Below are 24,583 nucleotides of genomic sequence, written 5' to 3' on the forward strand. Positions count from 1 at the left end.
AGGTACCTCAGTTTCCGAGTGTGCGTCAAAGCGACCGCCGGGGTTTAGGGGAACAGCACCCTTCTTCGATTCTGCACCATCAGTAGCTCAACCATCGCGATCGGCTGAGGTTAACGCTCCAGGCACCACACCGCAGATGTTATCCGCAGCGCCCTCCCCTTCCCGAAGGTGCGAGCTCAGAGCGAACTGATTAGCTGACTTGCCAGGACAGTTGACAGTCTGTACGGGCAGGTCTGCAGGAAGACGGCACTGCGTCCGCTGCCCTGCTGACTGTTCAGGGCGCATGCCTCACGAGTTCAGCAAGCAGGGGTTCCGGCACCTCAAGACAGTTGACTGGTGTCGCGGTGATTGAGCCGCAACCGGAGGTAGAAAGGAGTGAAATCGGAGGTGTTCACTGCAGAGTATGCCATCATAGATACATGGCATCCGCTGACCACATCATCGAACATGCGCTTCCGCCGGTGCGATGGGCCAAGCTTACAGTGTATTATGAGCCGATTGTATTCCAAATAGGGATGATTTCGAACCTTTCACAAAAGTGGCGGGGAAAAAATTACAAGGCCATTCGTCAGCATCCACCGCAAACTCGTCCGGAGGAGTTGCCCTCTGTCGACCCTTTCCGGACTCCATGGCCAATGCCGGCGGTGGAGCAGGCTGGTGAGTCACTGAATCCAGCTCTTTCGTACCAATTTGATCAGATCTCTCTATCTTGGAAATTTCCCTCTGAAGAAATATCTCAAGATAACCGCTATCCAGGATTCGATTCGCTTTCCGAGGAGCTCTTGTCGAGGTTTGGAGATCTCGTCAACTTTGTTAACGAGCAAACTGACGACAGTGTTCGGGTCCAGGGCGCTCGATGCTTCTATACAAACACTCTCGGAAGCGTCGAATCTGTCGAATGGGCGATGGGTTCCCTGTCTAATTGGGAAATGGGTATCGGTTCGCCGAGCCGTAAGAACCTCGGGCTTGAGTATCTGGGCGTTAGCATGCATCGGACCGATGTGAATTCTAATCTGAAGACTAGGCGTTCAGGGTGGGTGAACCTGGATGAGGGAGAGAATCAGCCTGGAGAAATTGATATAACTGCGCTGGTACTTCCAGATGATGGGTTCATATCAGAGGAGGGGGACCCAGTTTCCATAGCGAAGATGTTGTTAATCGACGCCCACGAATATCAAGCGTCTCTGTTTGATGCTAGCTTCAGTGATGAGATGAAGAAGTCTTGGGGCCTGTCATGAGTGCGTCTTCATCGAATTTCACTGCATCATTGGAATTGAAACGGCCGCGAATCTCTTCGCACTCTGCAGAGTTGCGTAACTGGAGCCGCTGGGGAGAATCGGCATGGTCTATGGGGACGTTGAAGAACCACAGGCATGTGAAGTCCCTTACTCGGGATACTTTGGCGACCAACAGAGAATATGGGCTGACAGCGATTGACGCATTAGGTCAAATCCAAGGCCTTCTTTCAAGGAAGCTGATAGATATATCTGTTGCGGGACGTGGAAAGAGTCTGGTGGACTTTCTCTTCACCCCGAATACGATACGTGCCTCTGTAACATCAGTGGATGACGATCTCATTTTCTATTGGACGGCTTTATCGATGTCTATCGAGATAGACGTTTTGTCATACGGTGGGTATTGGTGGTCGGTCAAGGAAATTGCGACGGAAAGCTACTCGGATGAGGGTGAAGTTCTTCCTATTGACCAGCTGCAATACAGTTTGAATCATTTCTCAAAAGAAGTCGAGGCTGCTAACCCGGAGTGGCGGAATCTTATGTGAATATTTGACTAACGGTGAAAGCGGTCTTATGTCGGTAAACCCGCGTGAACGACTGTATCGTCGCGTGATTAAAAATTCAGAATTCCTGACAAAAGATGCCATAACTGGCAAGGAAAAGCCTACTCCCGCTGCGTTCAGTTACAAGGATAGAGATAAACTAGACGGACTTTCGGTGTATGTAGAATATCTTCTTTCCGATCTATCTATTCGCCCCGTCGATCTCTGCGATTGGGATAAGTATGGAATTGCACGTTTTTCGGCTTCTGTAATTATCGACAGTGGAGGCGTTATTGAACTTTGCGAAGATAGCGATGACCCTATACTAGGAAAAGCTCATGCGGCGATCCCGTTCCGGGAAGATTGGACTCGGCGTATTTGGCGGGAAATTCGATCCAAAATATTATCAAGCTGTGAGTATTTCCCAAATGAGTTGGGGGTAGAGTATGAGAACTACAAGTGATGTAGGCCCGTGAGACTGGTAGTACTTGGGGCAGGCGTGAGCTGATGGGCAGGGCTTACCCTGCCCTCGGCATCATGCACAAGTGACTGACTTCCCCGCGGGCGCACGGTCGGCCGGGGCGTCTGGCCTGCCGTCTACAGAGACAGGCTTATCCAGCTCCCACTGTCTTCGGTGCATCCTTCGCTGCTGCGCGTCGACCGCGGACTGGCTGGGGGCGCCAATTCCGTAGGTCGTCGTCGGTCAGTCCGTGTTCGGCCTGTCGTTCTCGGCGGTCGCCGCTCAGGAATTCGGCTGGCGAGATGCCGAAGTCTGGGTCGATGTCGTTGTGCCACTGGTCCAGCCATGGTTGGAGTTCCAGCAGGCCGGCCAGGAATGGGGTGATTTCCTCTGTCGACAGGCTGTGTTCGGCGAGGTGGATTGCGATTGCCATCGCCTGTTCGCGGTGGTCCCAGCCGGCCCAGCCGTAGAGGTCCGGGGTGACGACATTGGTTGCGCCGTAGGAGATGAAGCGTTCCTTCGGGACATCCAGTTTGCCGCGTGCCTGCCAGAAGGATGTGCGCAGGAAGTCGGCATTCGTGTACTTCGGGGGGACGGGGATGGACTTGCTGAACTCGTTCTTCTCGTGACCATCCGGCATCGTGTCCTCTTGGCGCTGCATATCCCAGACGTGCTCCCAGTCTTGCCGCTTCTTCAGGCCGGAGGGCTTGTAGCGCAGGGCGGAGATGAACGGGACGTGCTGGTCGGTGATCAGGTCTGCGACCACCTGTGCAAGGTCGGTGCGGGGGGAGTGCAGGGCGGCAACCGACACGAAATCGTCATCGGTCGCCAGAACGTCGGTCAGGCGGGGAAGGGTGAGAATCCGGGGCTGGCCGTTGTCATCTGACCAGAGTCCGCGGGACTCCATCCGGCTGAGTAGCCACGAACGAAGAGCCTTGTGTTGTAGTGAATCCCAGCCTTCGGTGGCCCAACGACGTTTGTATTGGGGCCGCTCGATCATTCCGATGGCTCGGCTGGACTCGATGATTTCAATGCGGCGTTGGACCGTCCGGCGATAGCCCTCCGGCCAATGAGTCGGGATTTCGGTTATCGGAGTTGAATCGTGACGATCGAACCAGACGGTAGATACCTCACCGGCACCAACGAGGCGTGCCAGGACAATCTCAAAGGCCCGTTCTCCCAAGGAGATCTCGGGGACATCAGCTTCGTCGGCGCACACCTCCTCGTCCAGGAGGTTGTAGAGGTTGTAAGTCTTCCAGTCGAGCTCTTCCTGAAGCGCGATCATGCGTCGTCGCAGTGATTCAAAACGGTCGCGCAAATCTACCAATTTGGCTGCGGTGGGTGTCGCCTCGGTCTGGGTTATAAGGTCGAGACTCGTCAACTGTGTGGCAAGTTCGTCCAATTTCTTCGCCAGTGAGCTTGGGGCTCCAGCAGGGATGGGGAAATCTGCGAGATTGGTTCCTGTGAACTCGAAGAATCTCTCCCATTCATCGTGCATGAATCCACCGGTGCCAGACTGGCTGCCTTTGTCGTGGCTCACCATCTTGAGCCAGAAGCAGGCGGTGGAGCTGTTGAGTAGTCCGAGTAGACGCAGGTGCTCCTCCTCGCTCGCTGCCTCCGGCAACTTGATTACTGGTGCGGTTCGGATGAAGACTTTCTCACCACGATCTAGAACAAAGTGATTGTGTGTTGCCACGAAAGGGAATGCAATCGACAGTGGGATTCGGTAACGATTGCTGAAGAACATCGAGTATTCGAACCATTTTAGCGATCGTTCGATTTGTGTCTTACCGAACGCGGATCGGATTCGAAGCAGTGTGCGATATGGCCATAGGGTCTCAATATCTCGTCGAGAGGACTCGGCCTTCAAGGTGTCTGGGTTGTAAGGCCATAGCGATTGAATTGGGTTTTGGATGGCGAAGTCTCGGACTTCACTTCCTTCGACCAGTGGCTTTTGATGGTCCGGACTGATCCCTTTCCGGCGCAATGCCCCTTCGCCCAACATGTAAGCGTTGTCTTCGCGGGTGACGGCCCCTGTGCCGATGTCGGCACCTATCTGGCCAAGTGTTGTTACGGATGAATTTGCCAGTTGGTCAATCATCTCTAGTCCGCTATCAGCAAGTACCCATGGGTGCTTGCCGAAATGCGATTGGCGGTCAAGGTCGTCGACAGTCACCCACTGGCTCTTGCTGGAGATACTGTCTATCTGATCAATTATTGATCTCCATACCAGCCCGTCCGCTGGACTTATTGGAGATTTCGGTTCGCCTTGGACACTGCGGACAGTGCGAACATGTGTCGCTCGATTGTTTCCGGATCGTCGTGTCCCGATAAGGATAACAGTCGGAGTTCCATGGCCCGGTATGTAAGCTCCTGACGTATCGATAATCTCGGTAAGCTCAACCTTGTTGGCGAAGAACTCCTCGATTAGCTTGATTCCAAACTCACGTTTCAAGAATGAGTTTGCAGTGATTTGCCCGACACGACCGAAACCATCGCCAGTGGAATTTCCCAACTTGGCTAGCTCGAAAAATCTCTGCGCGAATGGCACTGATAGGGCGTACGCTCCGGCGCAGGCGTCGTACAGTTCGCGATAGATCGCATTGAGGTTTTTATCTTTCACCGTAATATACGGCGGATTTCCCACCACTACGTGATACGTCCCCGGCTTCAGAATCCCCGGGTAATCTTGCACATCCTCGGTGGCATAGGAGAATTCGGCTAGCGGATCTGCATGCTCGCCGTCCAGAGCGAGTTCAAGCTGGCGAGCTTTGATCAGTGAGTCACCAACCGCCAGGTTAATGGGCCACTCGTATCCTGCGGCAGTAGCGAGGTTACGAATTCTTGCCGCCGCCATGGCCGCGACCAGAAGCCGGAAGCGCGCGATGGCGATCGCGAACGGGTTGATGTCAACACCGTGCACGGAATCGAGTGCGGCCCGTACGCGTTCGTGACGATCCTTGGCGGGTTTTCCCTCGGCCCAGAGTTTGGTCAGTCGTTTGAACGCACCAAGAACGAAGTGCCCAGACCCACAGGTCGGATCGATGAGTTTTATTCCCTCGTAACCGAATTCGCCGATCGCGGGCGTGAGCGTTCGATCCAGAATGAACTCTTCGACGAACTCCGGCGTCTGCAGCAGGGCGTAGTTCTTTCGGATGTCCTCGGACAGGTCCTGGTAGAGGTCACCGAGGAAGCGGGTGTCCCAGCCGTTGATGCCTTCATCATCGAGTGGGTCGGTGAAGTCATGGATCAGCACACCGGATTCGTCGCGCTCACGCCAGAATTCGATGAGTTCGCGCGCACCGTCGTGAGACAGCGGGATTTGGTAAAGGCCGTTGTGTGCCGGATCGAACAGGAGTTTTCCGGCCTGCCCGGCGCCGAGTTCGGCGAAGGCGCGGTGCAGCCAGCCGCGGTAGGTGGGGTCGGGGTCGGATTCGACGTAGGCCTCGTAGCGGGCCTGGGCGAGTTCGCGGCGGTCGTCGGTGGGGCCGGTGAGGTAGGGCTCGGCGATGAGTTCGTTGTCTTCGCAGAAGCGGACGAAGACGGTGCCGAGGATCCACGCGACCGCTACCTGGGTGACTCGTTCCTTCAGCCAGGCGCTTTCGGTGGCGGCGGTGCGCTTGAGTTTGAATGCCGTCGAATATTCGTCGTGCAGACGGCTTTTCACCTCATCCAGTACGCGCAGCTGCTGGTGGAGATCGGTCTCGGCCGCGCTGACCTGTTTCTTGAGGTCGGACAGTAGGGCGGCGCGGTCGATCATTGCTGGGCTCCTGATTCGGTTGTGGCGGGGGCGCGATGCTTGTTGCTGGTCCACGACTGCGGTAGCGGGATCCACTCGTTGAGGGCGGATTGGTAGGGCACGGCAGTGGGACCCAGATGCGGTGGGCGGGACGGGTCGGCTTGCGGGCACAGCAGCCAGAGGGTTCCGGCGCCGCGGCGGGATCGTTCGGCGAGGCGGGCCAGGACACCCATGGCGTCGTAGCGGGCGAACAGCAGGGTGTCGTGCAACAGCAGCGGTCCGTCGGTGCGGATCGAGGCGCCCAGTTCCTTTTCGACTCGGCCCCACGCGGTGCGGGCGTATTCGGAGAACTTCAGTGCGGCCTTGCTGCCCGATTCGGCGATATCGGCGCGCAGGATCGTCGACCAGGTGGGTTTGCGGCCCGGTGGCACGAGGTCGTGCATATTCGCCAGGAACAGCGCGGTCACCGAGATGGGGTTCGCGCCGAACCGGTCGCGCAGCTCGCGGATGGCGTCCGGCGTGGAGTGCGGGGGAGCGGTGGGGCAGGTGAGCACACGGAAACCCTCGCGGATCGCGGCACCGGCCAGAAGTTCTTCCGCCCGTGCGGCTTTCGCCAGATCGGGATCGTCGGAGTAGGTGTCGGCGAACTGTGAAGTGGTGGCCGTGGACCAGCGCGGGGTGTGAGCGGTGTAGCTGCTGGCGCGGTCGAGATGTTTCGGGATGTAGCGCGGTTCCCGGGTGTCGGCGTTGGTGGCGACGACCAGGTCGAAACCCGCGTCGCACAGTGCCTTGGTCAATTCCGGGGTCGGCAGTTTGCGGTCGCTGCCGGCGATGACGAGTTCGGGGAAGCGGGCGAGAATTCGCTCGAACACGGTTTCTGCGCGCAGTCCGGCCTGCTTCTCGCGGGGCAGGTCGGAGGGGACGTAGAGGCCGGCCTGGGTGAGGCGAATTGCGCGCTCCAGCGGCAGATCACGCGGGTAGATCTCGAGACGCGGGGTGACCGCGGCCGTGCGTGAGGACGCCGCGGCCAGCTGCACCAGGCGGCGCTCGTCGATGGTGGAGCGGCCCGGCGGGCGTTCGACCGTGACGAGCCGTTCCAGCACCACCGCGGCGGTGGGGACCGATTCATGCCGGGCCAGTACGTCGGCTGCCTCACCGAGTTTCAGCGCATAGTTGGTGAGCGCCCGCGCACCCGGAGTATCCGGGTCGGTGTCGTCGCCGACCTCCAACGCCAGGACGACGACGGGATCTAGGCCCTTCTCGCGTTTCTGTGCGACCAGGATCGCCGCCTCGTCGGGGACGAACTGTTCGACCTCGGTGATCACGCGCACTGCGGCCAAACCGAGTGCGCGACGGTCGTTTCGATCGAGCAGGCGGGTGCCCAGCCTGGTCACCAGAGCATCGGCGACCTCGGTGGCGGCCGCGACCCGGCCGAATCCCTCGAGCAGTTCCAGCACCTGTGTACGCAGGTTCTGGACCGCGGGGTCCTTCTTCCAGAGCTGGCGCTGGGCGCGCAGCAGTCGCCCGACCGGGCCGACGTCGAGGTCCAGACTCTGTGCCACCGCGGTCTGGGTGGGCCACATGTCCAGCTCCGGCAGGTCGCCGGAACCCGGAATGCGGAGCAGGCGCGCCACCGCGTTGACCTTGTCGGAGTTCGACTCGTCCTTGTTGAGCTCCGGAACGAACCGCGCGGCGAGAGTGTCCAGGCTCAGGGTGCGCATCAGCCCGGCCGTCGACTCCGCTCGAGCGGCACTGATTTCCGCCTTCGCTTCCTTGCGGGCCTCTGGTGTGAGCGGCGCCGGCTCCTGTTTGCCGAGTCGCTTGGCCCACTCCTTCACCCGTTCCTGAATTTCGCGCCGGGCGCGCACACCCAGGCCGGGGGCGTTGATCAGGCGGGTGCGGCCGTAGTCCAGCAGTTCACCGACTGTCGTGACGCCCAGACCGTAAAGGAACTGTTCGGATGCGGCGGTCAGACCGGCCTGGGACAGGTGCGTGTCGCGGGTCGCCTGCTCGGCGATCAGCAACCGCTGCTGCTCCGGGGTGGTGTCGTCGACATCATCGACCACCGGATGGTCGCTGAGCGGACGCGAGGGCACCGAGCGGGACATGTCGAGGAAGATCTTGCGCCAGGCGTCGCGCATCGGTTTCAGCTCCGGAAACCGTTGCGCCACATCGCGATGCAGGGCCTTGCGGAAGAACGCCACCAGGTCCTCGCGCACTGCCGCGTCGAATGCCTCGGCCGCCACCTGCGGGTACGGAAACTCCTTGGCGTCCAGTTGCCGCGGCAGCACACTTCCGTCGCCCCAGCGCGGGAGTTCGCCCGACGCCATCTCGTGCAGTGTCACCGCGAGGGCGTATCGCTCGGCGTGTGCGTCGTAGGACGAACGCAGCAGGGTGCCGATGAACGGGTCCAGATAGCCGTCGGTCCCCGCGTCGGCGTGCTTGGCGGGATAGCCGGCCAGGGAGAAGTCGATGAGGACCAGTTCGCGAGTTCGATTGGGGCGCACCCGGATCGCGATATTGTCCGGCTTGATGTCCCGATGCCAGACGCCCTCGCCCTCGAGGAAATCGACGGCGCCGAACAGGTAGTCGCTGTAGGTTTCGAGGCGGCCGAGCTGGAGCCGGCCGTTGTCGCGGAGCTCACGAGCCACCGTCTCCTCGGTGCGGCCGTCCGTGTTGTTGTCGAGGCCCTGTTCATTGCCGACATATTCGAGTACCAGGGCGGTGCGGCCGGCGAGCATGATCATGCCCGGATCGACGAGGTTGATCACGCCGGAATGGCGGCGGATGCCGCGCAGGACGGCGGCTTCGCGTTCGAGGACCTCCGTGCGCTCCGGCGCCAGCGCGATCTTCAGCACTACATAGGCTTTCGTGCCGCGCTGTTTGTCCTCGGTCTGCAGATCGCGCACCAGCAGTGCGCGGCTCGTGGAACCGGTGCCGAGACGGCGGCGCACCAGCCACCGGCCGGCGAGAACATCGCCCGGTACGGCTTCCAGAGGGTCCTTGTCGGGCTCGGCGTCCGGCTCGTCCGGGGTGGTGAGCGCGTCCTCGACGTCTTCGAGCAAGTCGAGGAACTCGTCCATCGACGACAGCCGCTTGCTCGGCTGATACGCCGTCGCGGTCGCGACGAGCAGATCGATATCGGGCGCCAAGTTGTCGACCAGTGCACTGGGCCGCAGATCCTTGCCGGCCTCGAACTGGGCCAGCAGCTCGGCCTGACTGCCCGCCGGCGGCTTGCCGGTCACCAGCAGATAGGTCAGCATTCCGAGCCCGTAGACATCCATCGCGATCGGATCGGGGGCGACCGCCTGCAACTCGGGAGCCAGGTACACATCGGCAGACGAACCCAGATGCTGTGCCGACAGCGCTGTGGGGGCATGTCTGGTCATGGTGGCGCCCGTGCCCTGGGAGCGCTGGGTCGCGGTCTGCCAGTCCGAAATCTGGAGTCGCGGATTGCTCCACCGCTGCGCGTCACCACTACCCGGCCGCGGCAGGACGTGAATCGATCGTGCGGCCAGCGCGCGATGGAACAGCCGGGCACCATGCGCGGACCGCAGAGTTTCCGCGAGCTGGCGGACCAGTTCGATCCGATCGGACAGGTCGAGCAGGTGTCCGAAGCGCAGCAGATATTCGTCCAGATGCAGGGTCTCGGGGTGGTACCGGAAGATCAGGGCCGGGCCGGCGGAATGGCCGGACGGGTCGAACAGTTCCAGGCGCACCACACCGGGGTGGGTGAAGCGGCGTAGCACCGACGCCTCACGGCGGGCGGCATCATCGACCGAACGGCGCTGCGCTTCATCAGCGCCGCGCTCGCGCAAGTAGATGCGCACCCGCGCGGGCTCGCGTAGCTCGGTGTGAGTGCCCAGATAGTCCTGCCAGGTGGCACCCGCATCGAACGGTTTACGTTCCAAACGGTAAGGGCCGACCGTGAATTCGGCGTCGCTGCGCCGGATTCCGATCTGCTCGAGCGCGTGCTTGATCGACTTCGAGCGCTGCACGTCGATGCGGTGCCGGGCATCGCGCACCGGGCGCTCGAGTCGGTCGATCAGCTCGCGCACCGTGTGCGTGTTCGCGCGATCGCCCTCCGGCAGCTCGAACCGCAGGTTCGGATTGGTCAGACAGACGGCGTTGCCGACAAAGACCCGCACCCCGTGAGATGCGAGCAGCCCGGCAAGCTCCTTGCTCTTCTGATTGGCCAGATGCAGGGGGCTGCGGTGATACCGGGTTCCGCCGCGCTGGAGTTCCTGTACCCAGTCACCGTTGCGGCTGTGTAGCCGGCCGCTCCAATCTTTCAACTCGATTAGATGCACACCGTTGGGTGCGACGACCAGCAGGTCGACCTCGCGGATATGCCCGGTCGAGGCGGTGAAGGTGAAATTCGACCACGCGAGCCACGGATCGACATCCGGCAACTGCGTCCGGATCGCTTCCAGCCCCCGGCGCTCGTGCTCGAAGCTCGACTCGGTGACGGCCGTCCACCGACTCTCCATACGCGCGCAGTCCTGTTCTCGTCGTCAACCAGCCACCGACCCCCCACCACGGCGGTAGGTTCGTGACGCCCACGGCTGCCGAATGCCTACCGACCGGACGAAGAGCCGCCGGTCCGTTCTCGCCTGTGGTCGCAACATTAGCGCTTGCACATCGTCGAGAATCGGGGACGGCGGTCGTCCGGCCGGTCGGAATCTCCGACGCGGGTGATCGCAGTGGTGGATCGTCGGTGAGGGCGAATATGTTTCGGGGGTTGGGTGCTCGATGGCGGGGCATGCGTGGCTAATCGGTCGAATTTGCTCGGTGTCGGGGCGGACGCGTGGGGGTACCGCCCCGGCATCGATCGCCCGGTCAGTGAGACCGTCGCGCCGCCGGAGAACAGGGAGTCGGCCTCGGTCAGGAGCAATCTCCCGGTTCGCCCTTCTTCACCACCGACAGGACGGCGTCGCCCTCACCGATCGGGACGCCGGGGGCAGGGGTCTGTGCAACCACAACCCAGTTGCGGTCGAGTACCTGCATTCGGCCGGCTCCGGTCGCATCCCTGCTTCGAGAGAAGAACACTCCGGCTTTTTGGATGAGGTTCTGTGCGGCCTGCAAATTCATGCACACCACATTCGGCATCGGCACCGTCGCGGCTTGCGTTGCCGTCGGCGCGCTCGAGGGTGCCAGTGCCTGGGGTGCTTCGGTCGACGGTGCCGGCTGGGTCGTCGTCGGCACCGGGACAGTTGTCTTCGTGTCGGCGATTTTCGGCTGCGTGGTCGACGTTTCCGTGGCTCCGCATGCGGTTGCTGCCCCGATGGCAGCGATAGCGAGGTATGTAGCGATTCTCTTCATCCATGGTCCTTTGGGCGCGAAGTGTGTCTCGAGTCGCCAAAATGTCGGTGAGGGGGTGCGGCGTGTTAGCTGCACATCGGAAAAGACGCGATGGGGATGACGCGCGTGAGGCTGCGTGCTCGGTACCGGGGCGGGCGCGTGGGTGCTCGCCCCGGCGCCGATCACCCGGTCAGCGCAGCGAAACCGTTGCGCCGCCGGAGAACATGGAGTCGTGCAGGACGATCCGGTCCGGTTGAGAATCGGCTGGCAGATCGAAGACGACCTTCGCGGTAATCGTGTTGCCCGGGTTGATGTTTGCGTACATGCTCGTGTCGGCTTCCAGGTTGATCGCGGCCGCGGTGTCGTTGCTGAACTTGCGGTCCTGGGTGTCGTAGAGGTCCTGGTTGCCGGGGGAGAAGCCGTACGGCACCTTCGAGGTGTTGAGTACGGTCATCGTGACGATCGTGTACGCGCCCTGGGCGGTGCGGTGCAGGTAGGGGTTGTCGCCCACTTCCTTGATGCCGGTCTGCACGTCGGTGACGACGAATTCGAATTTGCCGTCGCGAACCGGAGTGTTGATGCCCGGCGGCGGGGCCTTCGTGGCAGGTCCCGCCGCGTTGCCGGCGGCAGTGGTCGTGCCGTGTTGGGAGCCGGCCGAATCCTTACCGCTGATGCCGGCGAGGCATCCGCCGACACCGCACAGCAGCACGATGCCGACCACCACGATCAGTAATGCCTTCGGCAACTTGGACTTCTTCTGCTGCACCACGTACTGCGGCGGCACCTGCGGGTACGGTCCGGGCTGGTAGGTCATGCGGCGGTCCTATTCGGGAGTCCAGGTGCAGCCTTCGACAAAGCCTTGTACAACATGGTTTCAACTCCTGAGTAGTGCCGATGAGGATCAGAGTTCGTACTGCGGGCAGTACGCCTCGATGGCGGCATCGAGGAAGATGTACGGGTACTTCACGGCGCCGCGGGACTTCTCGGCGATGAGGATCTGGTTGTGCGCCGAATTGCCGTAGGCCCGAAGCCAATTGCATTCGGCCTGGGCGAGACGGATCGACGCGTCCTGGCCGCTGCAGGTGTCGTCGTCTTCGGCATAGTCGCGCAGGAAGCGCCGGTCGGCGGAGCTGCGAGGCCCGCAGCTGCTCCCACTGGATCCGGAGGCGGAACCCGTGTCCGGCGTTGCGGAGGAGGCCGGTGCGGCGGCGGTGAGCACGGCGGCGGTGGCGCCGGCGGCGAGCAGGGACGAGATGATGCGGGCGTTCATGATGCTTCCTGACGGTGAATTCGGCTGAGGCCGTGATGGTTCGGACGGCGGCCGGGTTCGGCCGTCGCCTGAGGCGGATGTGGATCTCGGACAGAGGCAGCGTCAGCTGTTGTCCGCAAGCAGGTAGTGGATCAACCAGATCGGCGCCCACAGCCCGCATGTGATCAGCGTGAGTACCAAGTGCAATCCGTGGGGGAAGGAGCGTTTGACGACGACCTGGCCCATGCCGGGGTGGAATTGCTGCACCATCAGCATCGGCGGGACAGGTTGCGAAACACCTTGGGGTACAGAGGTGTATGGGAGGCCGAGAGCGAGCGGATCGAGCTGTTTGCTCGGCGGATATGGCATCGGCTGTGCCGGGGGATGGTGAGGGTGGTACTCGACGAGATCTCCGGCGCTCGGGGGATAGGGAGGCATCTCCACCGGCGGATAGGCATTTTCCCGAGCCGATAGCCGTGCAGTCGGTGGGTTGCCGGGTTCCCGGACGTCGGCCGGTCTGTCGGGTTCTTGATTCATATCGAAGTCCTGGTGCCGGGCGCCCGGCGATCCGGACGGCGTGTGTCGCATGGCTGGTGGGTGCCGCCTGGTTGCGGGATCCCGGATGTCTGAGTGCGCAGTTCCCCAGCGGCCGGCAGTTGGTTTCAACGTTCGTTCCTGACAATGATGCAAACAGTAGAATAGGCTGAAAACATTGTCAATGATGGTTTGGAGATTGATTTTTGCTCAACCGTCCCGCAGGGTGTGAGCAGATCCGCGAGAGGAGGGGTATGCCGAAGCCCGTATCGAAGGTGAGTGCTGCGGAGATCTCGCGGCTCGCCGGCGTCACCCGTGCCACCGTCAGCAACTGGCGGCGCCGTCACGACGACTTCCCCGATCCGATCGCCGGTAACGAGACCCGGCCGCTGTTCGATCTGCACGCGGTGCGTAAGTGGCTGGCGGAGCACAACATCGAAGCCGCGCAGTCTCCCGACGCCGAACTGCGAACACTGGTGCGGTCCCGGGCGACGCCTGACGCGATCACCCGGGTGATGCAGACGCTGCGTCGTGAGGGGGACGAATGGTCGGCGCCGGGCGCGGACGATCCGGAGCTCGCCGCCGAGATCGCCTCGGCGCTGCAACTGGCCGAGACCGCCGACGGCATTCGCACCGCACTCGACATCCTGTCCGAACGTGCGATGGACGACGCAGCCTCGACCGGTGTGTACGTCACGCCGGTCGCCGTGGCGTCGACGATGGCAGCGTTGACGCGTTCGGCGACCACCCCGAACGTTCACAGTGTGTTCGACCCTGCCTGCGGCAGTGGGTCGCTTCTGCTGGCGGCGGCCCACGAAGGCGCCCGCGAACTGTACGGACAGGATGTGGTGCCGGTCCAGGCGGAACGTGCGCGACTACTGATCGAGGCGGAAACAACGGTCGAACCAGAGGTCCGGGCCGGCGACAGCCTGACGTCCGACGCGTTTTCCGGCGTGCGAGTCGATGCGGTGCTGTGTAATCCGCCCTACGGCCTGCGCGATTGGGGCTCCGGCGAACTCGCTTTCGACACCCGCTGGGACTACGGACTGCCGCCGCGCGGCGAGCCCGAACTGGCCTGGGTACAACACGCGATCGCCCATCTGCGGCCAGGAGGGATCGCGGTGCTGTTACTGCCGCCCTCGGTCGCGACGCGGGCGGCCGGACGCAAGATCCGGTCCAATTTGGTGCGGACCGGCGCTTTGCGTGCCGTGATCGGTTTGGCGCCCGGAGTTGCCCAGCCCCGGCACGTCGGCTTGCAAATCTGGGTGGTGCGTCGACCCGAACCCGATGTGGCGGTGCCCGATTCGATGCTGTTCATCGACACCACCGGGGTCGCGGTGCGCACCGACGGTGACCGTGCGGACCGGGACACCGTGGTCGAGATGTGGCGCACCTTCGACAGCGAAAAACCGGACTCCGCAGCGGAATCCGGGATTTCGGCCGTGGTCCGGTTGGTCGATCTGCTCGACGATGAAGTCGATCTCACGCCCGCCCGATATGTGCGGTCGGCGCTGGATTCGAGCGCCATATCGGAGCAAGTCGCCACCTCGCTCGACGAATTGAGCAGAGCAGCTTCGGAGTTGGACACGGCTGTGACGACCGTGCCTGCCTGGTCGGAATCCACCGGAAAGTCGTGGCGCTTCGTTACCGTCGCGCATCTGGCCACCCATGGTCAGTTGCAGTGGTTTCGGGCCGCACCGCAAGGAACCGAGTCGCCGGTCGGTGACCGTCGGCGGGTGCTGACCGCTCTGGACGTCGCCACGGGAAACCGTGCCTCGGGCACCGTGGACATGGTGCCGGCCGATCCTGTCGAGGTGCACGAGGGCGATGTGCTCATGCCGGCGGTGCGCGGTGACCGCCGCGGCGGCCGCAGCGCTCGGGTCGCCACATCGGAGGACGCCGGCGCCGTGCTGGGTCCCCATGTGCACGCGCTGCGCGTCGACCGCGACCGTCTCGATCCATGGTTCCTGGCAGGTTTCCTCACCGGCGCGGAAAACATCTCGGCCACAAGAACATCCACGGTGCGATTCGACGCGAGCCGCCTGCGCATACCCGTACTCTCGCTGGACGAACAGCGCCGATACGGCACCTTGTTCCGGCAACTGTTCCTGCTGCGCAGCGCTGCCCGCCGGGCATCCGACGCCGCCGAAGAAGCCGCCGAACTCATCACCACCGGGCTCACTGCAGCCGCCCTCGAACCGGGTACGGGGCTCGGACAGGGGCGCGACCTGTGAAAGATCCAGCCGCACACGAATACTCGGAGCTGCGGACGGCGCTACTCGAACACCCCGTTGTGGCACCACCGCCCCTCGCCACCGAAACCGTTGCGCACGAAACCATTTCGGTGGAAGACCTGGTGGCGGCCGATGCTCTGAGCGTGTACGAGGCGCCACCCACGGTCGGCCTCGGCGACGGGAACGTGCCGATGTTGTCCGCGAAAGACGTTCGTCTGCGGCGGGCCGCGTCGCGAACGGGTGATGGTTCGGTAGCGGGTGCTGTCGTTGTCAGTGCCGGGGACGTCGCGGTCGTGATGGGCGCGGAGCCCGCCGTCCACGTCTGTGTCGAAGACGGGGTACTGCTGGGAGCCGGAATCCATTTGGTGCGCGGCCAGGCGACGATCATCGACCCCGATTTTCTCGCTGGAGTTCTGCTGGCCGCGGTCGAAGACGGACCCCTCGACCTGTATCGGGTACCGGTGCCGCGGGTGCCGCTCGCCGAACAACGTCGTATCGGGGCCGCATTCCGGCAACTGTGGGAGATGGAGGAGGCGTGGCAGCGTCGGCGCGGCACGATCGAGCAGTTGGTAGGAACCGGTGTCCGGGGCTTGGCGTCGGGCGAGCTGCGACCGGCTACCGTCGACGAGTAAGTTGACGTGTCCGCTGTTCAGTATTCACGGAGGTAGCGGTGGAACGACCGCAGATCGACGGCGGCCGGTACGAATTGGTCCGGGAGATCGGCGCCGGTGGGATGGGGCAGGTCTTCGAGGGGTACGACAGCCACCTCAAACGCCGGATCGCGGTGAAACTCACCCACGCCAATCTCGACCAGGACCCCAACTGGACGAAGCGATTTCTGCGCGAAGCCGAACTGATGGCCCAGCTCAGCCATCCCGGAATGCCCGCGATCCACGACGCCGGCATTTCACCGGGACCGCCCGAACGTCCTTATCTGGTCATGGAATTCATCGAAGGCGTGACCCTGGACGAACTGCTCGCCCGCCGGGGGCCGCTTCCGGTCGGAGTGGTGGCGGCGCTCGGAGCACAGGCGGCTGCGGTATTGGCGGCGACGCATCGCAATCGGATCTACCACCGCGATCTGAAGCCGTCCAACCTGATGCTGTGCGCCGACGGGACGGTGAAAGTGCTCGATTTCGGCCTCGCCGTCACCACCGACACCGATATGACGCGCTACACCAACACCGGAAACACTCTCGGCACACCGGCATTCATGGCTCCGGAGCAGGTCGAAGGGCGAGCGGTGGTGGCGCAAACCGACCTGTATGCCCTCGGGCTGGTGCTGCACGAGCTACTCACCGGTGACCGGGTGATGACCGGCAGCTCGCCATACGTGGTGTGGCAGAACCAAGTTCACTCGGCGCCGGCAGAAATTCGCCGCGAACGACCAGAGGTTCCGGTCGATATGGCGCGGTTGATCATGAGCATGCTCGCCAAGTCGCCCGATCGTCGGCCGGAGGATGCGGTGACCGTGCATACGGTGCTGATGCGGCACGGGAACGGGATCGGCGAACTGCCGGAAGTGGGTGATTTCCATGGTCCGGCACGGATGTACGCGGAAGCGGTGAGCGCGGCCGTCGCGTCGCCGACGGTCATGGCGTCGACCAAGATCATCGCTTCCGAGGAGAAAGTGGCTCCGCCCCCGCGTAGTTCGGATTCAGCCGCTCCGATATCGAGCGGGCTATCCGTCGTGCACGCGACCTCGCCGCGGAATCTCGCTATACACCGGCGATAGCCGGCTTGGAAACCCTTGTGGAACAGGCAGTATCACAGCTCGGCGCACGAGATGCCGACGTGGTCGAGGCGCGCCTGAATCTTGCTGCGCTCCGATTCGACAGTAATGATTTCGTCGGCGCCGCCGAACTTTTCCGCACGCTCATCGACGACCTCACCGCTGAACGCGGTCCCTACGACGAGCAAGTCATGCACTGCCAGCGGCAGTTGGCCGCCTGTGATGTGCAGACGGGGGACATCGACGCCGCGCTGACCCGATTGCGGAGATTGCACGGGCAGATGTCGGTTCGGTACGGGGAGCAGGATCGGCGCGTGGTCGATCTGGTCGACCAGATCAGGTACATCGAGCGCAGCCGGTAGAGCCGCGGGCCGGACTGTGCCCGAGTGGTCGCTGTCTCTCGGTGCGCTGGCCCTGAGCTGGCAGCTGCGGTGCCGGCGAGAGCCACTGGGGTCAGTGCATCGCAGATCCGGACGCAACGCTCGGGTCGGTAGCAGACCGCGGGTTATGTTGCTCTAACCCCTTGTCGGATCCGGGCGGCGCTTGATTGAGTGGTGTGAGCCCGGATCTTTTCCGGGAGCTGCCATTGGGGAGGTAGTGGGATGGATCCGGTGACGGTGATCGTCGCGGCGTTGTCCGTCGGCGCAGCGAAAGGGCTCGGAGACACGGCGTCGACAGCCGTTGCCGACGCCTACCGCGGATTGAAGAGTCTGTTGGTCAGGGTCTTCGGCGGGGACTCGAAAGCCGAGCTGGTACTGACCGAGCACGAGTCGGACCCGGATACGTGGCAGGCGCCAATGACCAAGCTGCTCACCGACACCGGTGCGGTCGTGGACGAGCAGGTGCTGGCTGCGGCCCGGAAGGTGCTTGAGTTGGCCGATTCCTCGGGCAGTCGAGCAGGCAAGTACGTGATCGATGTGCGTGGGGCTAATATCGGTGCCATCGGCGACAGGAATCAGCAGTACAACGTCTTCGGTTCTCGATCGGGCGACTGACCCGGGTCTCGGTGATCGAAATGTGGTTTCGAGGTCGTCACGCGCACGGGAAGGACGACCGGGCCAATGCCAGAATTGTTGCTGGAAATGCGAATATCGGCGCCGTCGGAGACGGCAATACACAAACGAATTTTTATTTCGATCTCACCGGTTCGGCGCGGGCCGGTTCGAACCGGAAACTTCCCCGGAGCGCACGGTGGGCGTCCCTGGCCTTCGTCACCGTCCTGGTTGTTTTCGGAGCAATCCTTTGGAATCCCGCTGAGCCTTCGCAAGGAGAAGTCGAACCGGTCACGATCTCGGTGAGAACCGATCCGGCCCTGCAGACCGGCACCGACGGAATGTTTGCGCTTCCGAATGATGTGCCGTCGAAGCCCGCTGCGATCACACCGGCCGATATCGCGAATTTGATCAAGTCTCAGGGCGGTGCCAAAATCGATAATTATCGAGCCGAACTGATACTGGTCGGGAACAGTGACAGCACGGCTGTGGTAACCGGCCTACGCGTCCACACAGTCAGGTATGACCCCAACCCGTTGGGCGGCACCGAGATCGACGTCTCATCACAAGGAGAGGGGCAGCCGATCCAAGGGTGCGGGTTTGTCGATCCGCAGGCCGATTCGGAAGTCGACTCCTTATCGGACCAGGTCGCATACTGTTGGGAGGGGCACGGCGGAAAGTACTTTGCCGAACATTACGTGTCACTCGGGCGAGGGGAGCCTGCTGTCTTCGATATCGAAGTCGGATGGTCGGGTGCCGATGGGCCCGCGTATCCGTCTGTGTACCGAAAAGTGCCGAATAAGGTCAGTGGGTTCGGTGACGGGTGGATCCGGCAGGCTCCGATCGGCGTGTACGAATGGGAATTCTATGTCGACGTTACGGTAGGCGGAAAACCCAGCTCGATTGTGGTGGACGACAATGGAGCGCCGTTCAAACTGGCGACATCTGCGCCCGCTTACTCTGCTGAGTACGGCCTGAGGTACTCCACGGATGGTTCGTCCATCGCTCGCAAGTGAGCCAGGCCGCGGGGCGTCGACGAGGTCTACCCTCGGCCCGAAACCGTTCCCCGCGATTCGAATGCCTCCGCGAATCGCGGGTGTGCCCTGATCTGCGTCCACCCGAGATCAGCGATGGGCCTGAACGATACGAATGTCGTCGAGCGGCGGTAGAGCAGGTATGCGGCTATGAGCCCGAACAGTCCCCATCCCGGGAAGACGGCCAGTACAAGGGGCACGGGTAGGTGGGCGGAGGTCGTTGTTTGGGTGGCTGCGAGGATGACGAGGATGGCGGCGAGGCCCAGTAGAACGATCGCATGGCCGGTGTACTGGCAAAGCTGCCTTGTGCGTTTGCATTTCGTACAGATCGGCCAGGTTCCCTCGAGAACGGTGGATGGTGGGTTGACCTCGACCCATCTGAAAGTGGCGATGCGGTAGAAGCCTCGTAGCAGAAATCGAACCTCATACGCAGCGGTACGCTGTACCCATTGTTGTTCTGCGGAACGCTGGACCGTCTTCGGCCTGAAGTCGAAGTCCTTGTCGCGCTGTTCGATTGCGACTTCGCCGTGACGGGTGCACACGTCGGGTAGCTCGTCGGCCAGTTGCAGGACGAACGTTTCCTGCGGATCGAAATCGGGGTCTTCGGCGAAGTCTTCGCGGAGGCGAATCCGCACTGCGACATCGGTTCCCGTGCGAGGTCGGGTGCTCACTCCAGTCATCCTCCGTTGCGTCGCGGTTGGAAACAACTCTCTGTCCGATTTCTCGGGTGTGGGCCCTTCTGAGCACGTGGCCTGGGCCCGCCGGGTGGGTGTCATCCGCTGCACGATCGAACTGCGGCAACGGCGACACATCTGACGAGTGGCCGGGAACCCGTGCCGTTTGGAGGTCGGGCGGCTGTCTGCACCGTAGTTGGGTCTTGCCCCGGCATCGGTGCCAGCGCCGCACGTGTCACCCCACAGTTCGATCCCGATCCCATACCTGGGTATGACATGAAACGAGAACCCTGCCAATAGCTTTGGTGTATCGAAGTTGCCACACCGACCCACCACGCTGAGTAGTGCCCGCCGGATCTCCAGTCGAGACGGGCATCGAGGGCGGGCTGAGGTGGTATCCGCGCCTGGCTCTCAGGGAGAACTATGACGACACCGGCCTTGGTTCCACACTCACGCCCGCGGCGCACCGGAGCCGACGGTGATTACGCCCGACTACTGCGTCGTGTGTCCGACGCGGGCTTGATGGACCGCCGTCCCGGCTACTACGTCATCCGGCTCAGCCTCGTGGGGGTTGCCTTCGTGGCCGGCTTGGTGGCGTTCGTTCTGGTCGGCGACTCGTGGTGGACGCTGATGGTCGCGGCGTTCATGGCCGTCACGTTCGCTCAGGTCGCGCTCGTTATGCATGATGTCGCACATCGTCAGGTCTTTCGGCTTCGGCGTCCCACCGAGATCTTGGGTCGGGTTGTCGGGAATGCGGGTATCGGGCTGGGGTACGGGTGGTGGCAGGACAAGCACACTCGGCATCACGCCAACCCGAATCATGAGGAGCTCGATCCCGATGTCGCGCCCGACATTCTGGTGTGGTCGCAGCGGCAGGCGCGCGATAGTCGTGGGCTGCCTCGGCTGATCGGGCGGGCGCAGGCGTTTCTGTTCTTCCCGCTGCTCCTGTTGGAGGGGCTGAATTTGCACGTAGCCGGGGTGCGTGCGCTTCGGAACCGGGCAGCCAAACATCGCCTGTTGGAGGGGGCGCTGCTCCTCGGCCACTTCGTTGTATATCTGGGCGCACTGTTCGCAATTCTGCCCGCCGACAAAGCTTTTGCGTTCTTCGCTGTGCATCAGGCGCTGTTCGGTCTCTACATGGGGTGCATCTTCGCGCCGAACCACAAAGGGATGCCGACTTTCACTGGGGACGACCGGCCCGACTACCTGCGTCGGCAGGTGCTGACCTCGCGCAATGTACGTGGCGGCGCGTTGACCGATATCGCCCTCGGCGGGCTGAACTATCAGATCGAGCACCACTTGTTCCCGAGCATGCCTACTCCGAACTTGCGGCATGCCCAAGTCATCGTTCGCGAGTACTGTGCCGAAATCGGCGTGCCGTATCACGAGACCGGGCTGGTCGCCTCGTACCGCGAGGCGCTGAGGCACCTGCATGATGTCGGTGTGCCGTTGCGTGCCGGAGGTCCACGCCAGGCACGGGATGAACCGATCGACGGGTCTACAGCGGGACGCTAGGCCGATTCGAACGCCCGTCCCTTAGCGCTACGTCCTCGCCTCACCGCGTGAGGCACCCGCAGCACGGCACCTAGCGACACCGCGTCACGGCGCTAAGTCAGCGGAGCTGTGCTGCCACGGAGAAGTGGTCGTGTCCTCCATCCACAGCATCGAGCAGCGAGGGAGGGGTGTGAACTGATCGTGCAAACCTCGCCGAATTTTGCAGTTTTCTCGCATTCTCGTCGAGGTTTGCACGGAAAATTCAGCCCCAATGCCCAGCCGGCACCGCGCGGGCCGCGTTCCAGCCAACTTCGTGAAGTCGCCACCGTTCGCGCTATCCACCAAGCGCACAATGGGCCGTGCGAGGATCGGAGCATCCAACCACGGGAGATGTGATGACCACACTGGAACAGGCGGTGGAACTCGGTCGCGCCGAGAAGGGGCTTGCCGTCGTCTCCACCCTCAGATCCGATCAGACCATTCAGTCGACGCTGGTCAATGTCGGGTTGTTGGCTCATCCGTCGACGGGTGCGCCGGTTCTGGGGTTCGTGACCTACGGCAAGGTGAAGCTCGCGAATCTCCGCGTTCGGCCGCAGGTGAGCGCCACCTTCCGGCAAGGGTGGGCGTGGGCGACGGTGGAGGGGCGGGGGCAGATCGTCGGACCCGACGATCCGCAGCCGTGGATCGACGCCGAGGGGTTGCGCCGGCTGCTGCGTGATGTGTTCACGGCCGCCGGCGGTGAACACGACGACTGGGATGAGTACGACCGCGTGATGGCGGCGGAGCGCCGCGCGGCGGTCCTGGTCGAACCGACCCGGGTGTACAGCAACGGCAGCTAGTTTCGACGAAAGGGATTGGGCCATGCGGATACTGAGAACGCCCGACGAGCGCTTCGTGGGACTGCCCGACTTCCCGTTCGAACCGCATTACGTCGAAGTGCCGGCGGGTGACGAGACCACGTTGCGGGTGCACTACCTCGATGAAGGGCCGCCCGAGGGTGAGGTCGTGCTGCTGTTGCACGGTGAACCGTCGTGGTCGTATCTGTATCGGCGGATGATTCCGGTCCTGGTCTCGGCGGGGCTACGGGCGGTCGCGATCGATCTCGTCGGATTCGGCCGCAGTGACAAGCCGGCGGACCGCGCCGACTACACCTATCAGGCGCATGTCGACTGGACCTGGGCGGCGATCGAAGCCATCGGCCTCGACCGAATCACTCTCGTATGCCAGGACTGGGGCGGATTGATCGGGCTGCGCCTGGTCGGTGAACATCCAGAGCGTTTCGCGCGCGTGGTCGCGGCGAATACGTTCTTGCCGACCGGTGATCGCCATCCCGGCGAGGCGTTCCTCGCCTGGCAGCGCTTCAGCCAGGACACCCCCGACTTCCGAGCCGGGAAGATCGTCAACGGCGCCTGCCAGACCGAGCTCTCTCCCGAGGTGATCGCCGCCTACGACGCTCCCTTCCCCGACGACACCTACACGCAGGGCGCCCGCCAGTTCCCGCTCCTGGTTCCGACCAGTCCGGACGATCCTGCAGCGCCCGCGAACCGAGCCGCGTGGGCAGTCCTGGAGACGTTCGAGCGACCGTTTCTGTGCGCGTTCTCGGACTCGGATCCGATCACGCGCGGCGGCGACAAGGTGCTGTCGTCGAAAATCCTTGGCGCCGCGGCCCATTCGCCGGTGACTATCACCTCGGCCGGGCATTTCCTGCAGGAGGACAAGGGCGAAGAACTCGCTGCGGTCGTCGTCGACTTCGTCCGTGCGACGCCGCTGGACAAGTCGCCTGCTTGAGGTAGCGGGATCGGTGGCGTACCCGACTCGACCGCTGCCGCTGTCCGCTTGCAACCGATGGCCGCGGTCGGGGCGCCGGGCTCGTCTACTGGCGTGCGGTGCAGTCGCAGGACATCGCATTGCCGGGATAGACCTCGAGCGTGCTGGTGCCCGAGCTGTGCGATCGCGTCGATGCCATCGACGAAAAGCGCTGGCCGACACAACCGTACGAGGTTGATGCCGGTGGGATGCGAGTCCTGCGCCTCTGCGGTCGTCGAAACGCGCCATGAACGATGCGTTCCATCCTAGGTTCGGCCGAAGACGACGCGGGCCGAAACCGATTGCGCCGCACACGATCCGGGCAAACTGCCGACCGCCGCGCGATCCGGCTGGCGGTGTACCTTCGCATGCCGGAGGAGGTGGCGGCATTGCGGCGCGGAAACCGGTTCTGACCCGGTCCCCCGAACGGCTCGCCACATCCGGCGACCCCCGGGTCGACCGGCTGAGGACTCACACCCTCGCGGCCGCCAGCGCGCCTGCTCGATCCGCGATCGGCGTCGAACCGACGACCCCGGCCGTGCGTTCCGTGGGACCGTGTGGACCCAGGGCCGTGCTGTCCGTGGGACCCGTGTCGAGTCCAGTCACGCAGTCCGCGGGACTGTGTCGACCCCGGACGCACAGTCGGTGGGACTGTGTCGAGCCCGATCGCACAGTCCGCAGGGCAGATCGATCGACCGGGCCGCATCCCACCAGATCCGGACGGTGTCCGAGCCGCGGTCGTTCGGCCTGCACACGATCCGAGGCGGAAAAGACAAGTTTCCTTGACATCAGATGTCAAACATCCTTAACATTTGTTTCGTGGTCGGCGATCAGCAGGAGCATCGGGTACGTACGCGGCGGCGCGAGTGCAGGATGACCCAGGCGCAGTTGGCGACGACGGTCGGCGTCAGCCGGCAGACCGTGATCTCGATCGAACAGGGCGACTACGCGCCGAGTGTCTATCTCGCATTGCGGATCGCTCGTGCCCTGGGAACGACGGTGGAAGACATTTTCTGGACCGAGGATCTGGAGGGGACATGGCCAAAACCACTGCATTCGAAGACATCTTCCTAGCGCCCGACGAGCCGGCCTGGGGAGACGAGCGTGCTCGCGAGGAGTTCTACCGGGGCTCGACCATGGCGCTGTGCGCGACGATCTACGGCTGCTATGCGATCGCGATCGTCGCCGCGGCGATGGATGCCAAGTGGGTATCGCTCCTGATCTTCGTGTTACCCAGCCTTACATCGCTGCTGCTGCTCCGCTATTGCGCACGACGCGGCATCGATATGGGAACCCTGCTGAAAAACTTTCCGCTGCGGCGCAAACGGATTGCCTATGCCACGACGTATCCATTGATCGCCGCATGGCTGATCGTTTTCCTGTGGCGCACGTTGCCGTCGGATTCGTTGCCGCAGAGTCTGTTGGGCGCGGTGGTGGGTGGTGCGATCGGAGCGGGAGTCGCTGTAGTCATCGGCACACTCTTTCGACGCCGCTCCGCAGCGGAGAATCTGCCCGAGGACGACAGCTTCGACTAGCGATCCGTCCGGAGCTGCGGCT

21 protein-coding genes are annotated in these 24,583 nt (G+C 62.8%); 14 read left to right on the forward strand and 7 right to left on the reverse strand.

Annotation, left to right across the window (positions count from 1 at the left end):
• Window positions 1–419: 419 nt before the first annotated feature.
• The 3 genes from ON23_RS38340 (at window position 420) to ON23_RS38350 (ending at window position 2,240) form a co-directional block, all read left to right on the forward strand.
• Window positions 420–1,238, forward strand: coding sequence for a hypothetical protein (locus ON23_RS38340; RefSeq protein WP_143860025.1), 819 nt, complete (start codon window positions 420–422; stop codon window positions 1,236–1,238).
• Window positions 1,235–1,780 carry a hypothetical protein gene (locus ON23_RS38345; RefSeq protein ID WP_143860027.1) on the forward strand — a complete coding sequence of 182 codons (546 nt, stop codon included), beginning with the start codon at window positions 1,235–1,237 and terminating at the stop codon, window positions 1,778–1,780. Before ON23_RS38340 ends, ON23_RS38345 begins: the two co-directional genes overlap by 4 nt.
• Before the next feature lie 64 nt (window positions 1,781–1,844).
• On the forward strand, window positions 1,845–2,240 hold the full coding sequence (locus ON23_RS38350; protein WP_143860029.1) for a hypothetical protein: 396 nt from the start codon (window positions 1,845–1,847) through the stop codon (window positions 2,238–2,240).
• A 148-nt stretch (window positions 2,241–2,388) separates the two neighbouring features.
• Here the strand turns inward: ON23_RS38350 and pglX are convergent, their stop codons facing one another.
• The 6 genes from pglX to ON23_RS38355 form a co-directional block, all read right to left on the reverse strand.
• Complete coding sequence (gene pglX, locus ON23_RS34335) at window positions 2,389–5,997, reverse strand: BREX-2 system adenine-specific DNA-methyltransferase PglX (protein WP_039783874.1); 3,609 nt, start codon at window positions 5,995–5,997, stop codon at window positions 2,389–2,391.
• Entirely contained in the window at window positions 5,994–10,466 is a 4,473-nt protein-coding gene (pglW, locus tag ON23_RS34340) for a BREX system serine/threonine kinase PglW (RefSeq protein ID WP_039783876.1), read from the reverse strand. Before pglW ends, pglX begins: the two co-directional genes overlap by 4 nt.
• Window positions 10,467–10,860: 394 nt before the next feature.
• Window positions 10,861–11,298, reverse strand: coding sequence for a PASTA domain-containing protein (locus ON23_RS34345; RefSeq protein WP_039783878.1), 438 nt, complete (start codon window positions 11,296–11,298; stop codon window positions 10,861–10,863).
• A gap of 169 nt (window positions 11,299–11,467) precedes the next feature.
• A complete protein-coding gene (locus ON23_RS34350; protein ID WP_039783880.1) occupies window positions 11,468–12,091 on the reverse strand; it encodes a DUF4352 domain-containing protein in 624 nt (207 codons plus the stop codon).
• A gap of 87 nt (window positions 12,092–12,178) precedes the next feature.
• Window positions 12,179–12,547 (reverse strand): DUF732 domain-containing protein, encoded by a 369-nt coding sequence (locus ON23_RS34355; RefSeq protein WP_039783882.1) that lies wholly within the window; start codon window positions 12,545–12,547, stop codon window positions 12,179–12,181.
• Window positions 12,548–12,649: 102 nt separating this feature from the next.
• Window positions 12,650–13,063, reverse strand: coding sequence for a hypothetical protein (locus ON23_RS38355; RefSeq protein ID WP_143860031.1), 414 nt, complete (start codon window positions 13,061–13,063; stop codon window positions 12,650–12,652).
• Between the two features lie 251 nt (window positions 13,064–13,314).
• Between ON23_RS38355 and ON23_RS34360 the strand changes: the two genes are divergently transcribed.
• The 6 genes from ON23_RS34360 (at window position 13,315) to ON23_RS34390 (ending at window position 19,034) form a co-directional block, all read left to right on the forward strand.
• Complete coding sequence (locus tag ON23_RS34360; protein WP_086007059.1) at window positions 13,315–15,294, forward strand: N-6 DNA methylase; 1,980 nt, start codon at window positions 13,315–13,317, stop codon at window positions 15,292–15,294.
• Entirely contained in the window at window positions 15,291–15,926 is a 636-nt protein-coding gene (locus ON23_RS38360; RefSeq protein WP_094025932.1) for a hypothetical protein, read from the forward strand. The genes ON23_RS34360 and ON23_RS38360 overlap by 4 nt, the downstream gene beginning before the upstream one ends.
• Before the next feature lie 38 nt (window positions 15,927–15,964).
• Window positions 15,965–17,029 carry a serine/threonine-protein kinase gene (locus ON23_RS34375; RefSeq protein ID WP_051043745.1) on the forward strand — a complete coding sequence of 355 codons (1,065 nt, stop codon included), beginning with the start codon at window positions 15,965–15,967 and terminating at the stop codon, window positions 17,027–17,029.
• Window positions 17,030–17,046: 17 nt separating this feature from the next.
• Entirely contained in the window at window positions 17,047–17,388 is a 342-nt protein-coding gene (locus ON23_RS34380) for a hypothetical protein (protein WP_094025933.1), read from the forward strand.
• Window positions 17,389–17,628: 240 nt separating this feature from the next.
• Window positions 17,629–18,021: a Het-E N-terminal domain-containing protein gene (locus tag ON23_RS34385; protein ID WP_039783894.1), complete on the forward strand. Its 393-nt coding sequence runs from the start codon at window positions 17,629–17,631 to the stop codon at window positions 18,019–18,021.
• An 11-nt stretch (window positions 18,022–18,032) separates the two neighbouring features.
• Complete coding sequence (locus tag ON23_RS34390; RefSeq protein WP_143860033.1) at window positions 18,033–19,034, forward strand: hypothetical protein; 1,002 nt, start codon at window positions 18,033–18,035, stop codon at window positions 19,032–19,034.
• Between the two features lie 26 nt (window positions 19,035–19,060).
• On the opposite strand, the gene ON23_RS34395 is transcribed toward ON23_RS34390, so the two are convergent.
• Window positions 19,061–19,723, reverse strand: coding sequence for a hypothetical protein (locus ON23_RS34395; RefSeq protein WP_143860035.1), 663 nt, complete (start codon window positions 19,721–19,723; stop codon window positions 19,061–19,063).
• Between the two features lie 426 nt (window positions 19,724–20,149).
• Here ON23_RS34395 and ON23_RS34400 point away from each other — a divergent pair, with 426 nt between their 5' ends.
• The 5 genes from ON23_RS34400 (at window position 20,150) to ON23_RS34420 (ending at window position 24,561) form a co-directional block, all read left to right on the forward strand.
• The gene (locus tag ON23_RS34400; RefSeq protein WP_051043746.1) at window positions 20,150–21,241 is read left to right on the forward strand and encodes a fatty acid desaturase family protein; all 1,092 of its coding nucleotides are present in this window, start codon (window positions 20,150–20,152) and stop codon (window positions 21,239–21,241) included.
• Between the two features lie 374 nt (window positions 21,242–21,615).
• A complete protein-coding gene (locus ON23_RS34405) occupies window positions 21,616–22,059 on the forward strand; it encodes a TIGR03618 family F420-dependent PPOX class oxidoreductase (protein ID WP_039783901.1) in 444 nt (147 codons plus the stop codon).
• Between the two features lie 22 nt (window positions 22,060–22,081).
• Window positions 22,082–23,008, forward strand: coding sequence for a haloalkane dehalogenase (locus ON23_RS34410; RefSeq protein ID WP_039783903.1), 927 nt, complete (start codon window positions 22,082–22,084; stop codon window positions 23,006–23,008).
• A gap of 810 nt (window positions 23,009–23,818) precedes the next feature.
• Entirely contained in the window at window positions 23,819–24,100 is a 282-nt protein-coding gene (locus tag ON23_RS34415; protein WP_051043747.1) for a helix-turn-helix transcriptional regulator, read from the forward strand.
• A complete protein-coding gene (locus tag ON23_RS34420; protein ID WP_157170377.1) occupies window positions 24,064–24,561 on the forward strand; it encodes a hypothetical protein in 498 nt (165 codons plus the stop codon). The genes ON23_RS34415 and ON23_RS34420 overlap by 37 nt, the downstream gene beginning before the upstream one ends.
• Window positions 24,562–24,583: the final 22 nt, after the last annotated feature.

The organism is Nocardia cerradoensis NBRC 101014 (assembly GCF_000308535.1).
Lineage (GTDB): Bacteria > Actinomycetota > Actinomycetes > Mycobacteriales > Mycobacteriaceae > Nocardia > Nocardia cerradoensis.

Bases quoted from the DNA above. Each gene is read 5' to 3' on its own strand.
- ON23_RS38340 (WP_143860025.1), top strand. From the start codon at position 420: ATGGCATCCGCTGACCACATCATCGAACATGCGCTTCCGCCGGTGCGA.
- ON23_RS38345 (WP_143860027.1), top strand. From the start codon at position 1,235: ATGAGTGCGTCTTCATCGAATTTCACTGCATCATTGGAATTGAAACGG.
- pglX (WP_039783874.1), bottom strand. From the start codon at position 5,997: ATGATCGACCGCGCCGCCCTACTGTCCGACCTCAAGAAACAGGTCAGC.
- pglW (WP_039783876.1), bottom strand. From the start codon at position 10,466: ATGGAGAGTCGGTGGACGGCCGTCACCGAGTCGAGCTTCGAGCACGAG.
- ON23_RS34345 (WP_039783878.1), bottom strand. From the start codon at position 11,298: ATGAAGAGAATCGCTACATACCTCGCTATCGCTGCCATCGGGGCAGCA.
- ON23_RS34350 (WP_039783880.1), bottom strand. From the start codon at position 12,091: ATGACCTACCAGCCCGGACCGTACCCGCAGGTGCCGCCGCAGTACGTG.
- ON23_RS34355 (WP_039783882.1), bottom strand. From the start codon at position 12,547: ATGAACGCCCGCATCATCTCGTCCCTGCTCGCCGCCGGCGCCACCGCC.
- ON23_RS38355 (WP_143860031.1), bottom strand. From the start codon at position 13,063: ATGAATCAAGAACCCGACAGACCGGCCGACGTCCGGGAACCCGGCAAC.
- ON23_RS34360 (WP_086007059.1), top strand. From the start codon at position 13,315: ATGCCGAAGCCCGTATCGAAGGTGAGTGCTGCGGAGATCTCGCGGCTC.
- ON23_RS34385 (WP_039783894.1), top strand. From the start codon at position 17,629: ATGGATCCGGTGACGGTGATCGTCGCGGCGTTGTCCGTCGGCGCAGCG.
- ON23_RS34400 (WP_051043746.1), top strand. From the start codon at position 20,150: ATGACGACACCGGCCTTGGTTCCACACTCACGCCCGCGGCGCACCGGA.
- ON23_RS34405 (WP_039783901.1), top strand. From the start codon at position 21,616: ATGACCACACTGGAACAGGCGGTGGAACTCGGTCGCGCCGAGAAGGGG.
- ON23_RS34410 (WP_039783903.1), top strand. From the start codon at position 22,082: ATGCGGATACTGAGAACGCCCGACGAGCGCTTCGTGGGACTGCCCGAC.
- ON23_RS34415 (WP_051043747.1), top strand. From the start codon at position 23,819: ATGTCAAACATCCTTAACATTTGTTTCGTGGTCGGCGATCAGCAGGAG.
- ON23_RS34420 (WP_157170377.1), top strand. From the start codon at position 24,064: ATGGCCAAAACCACTGCATTCGAAGACATCTTCCTAGCGCCCGACGAG.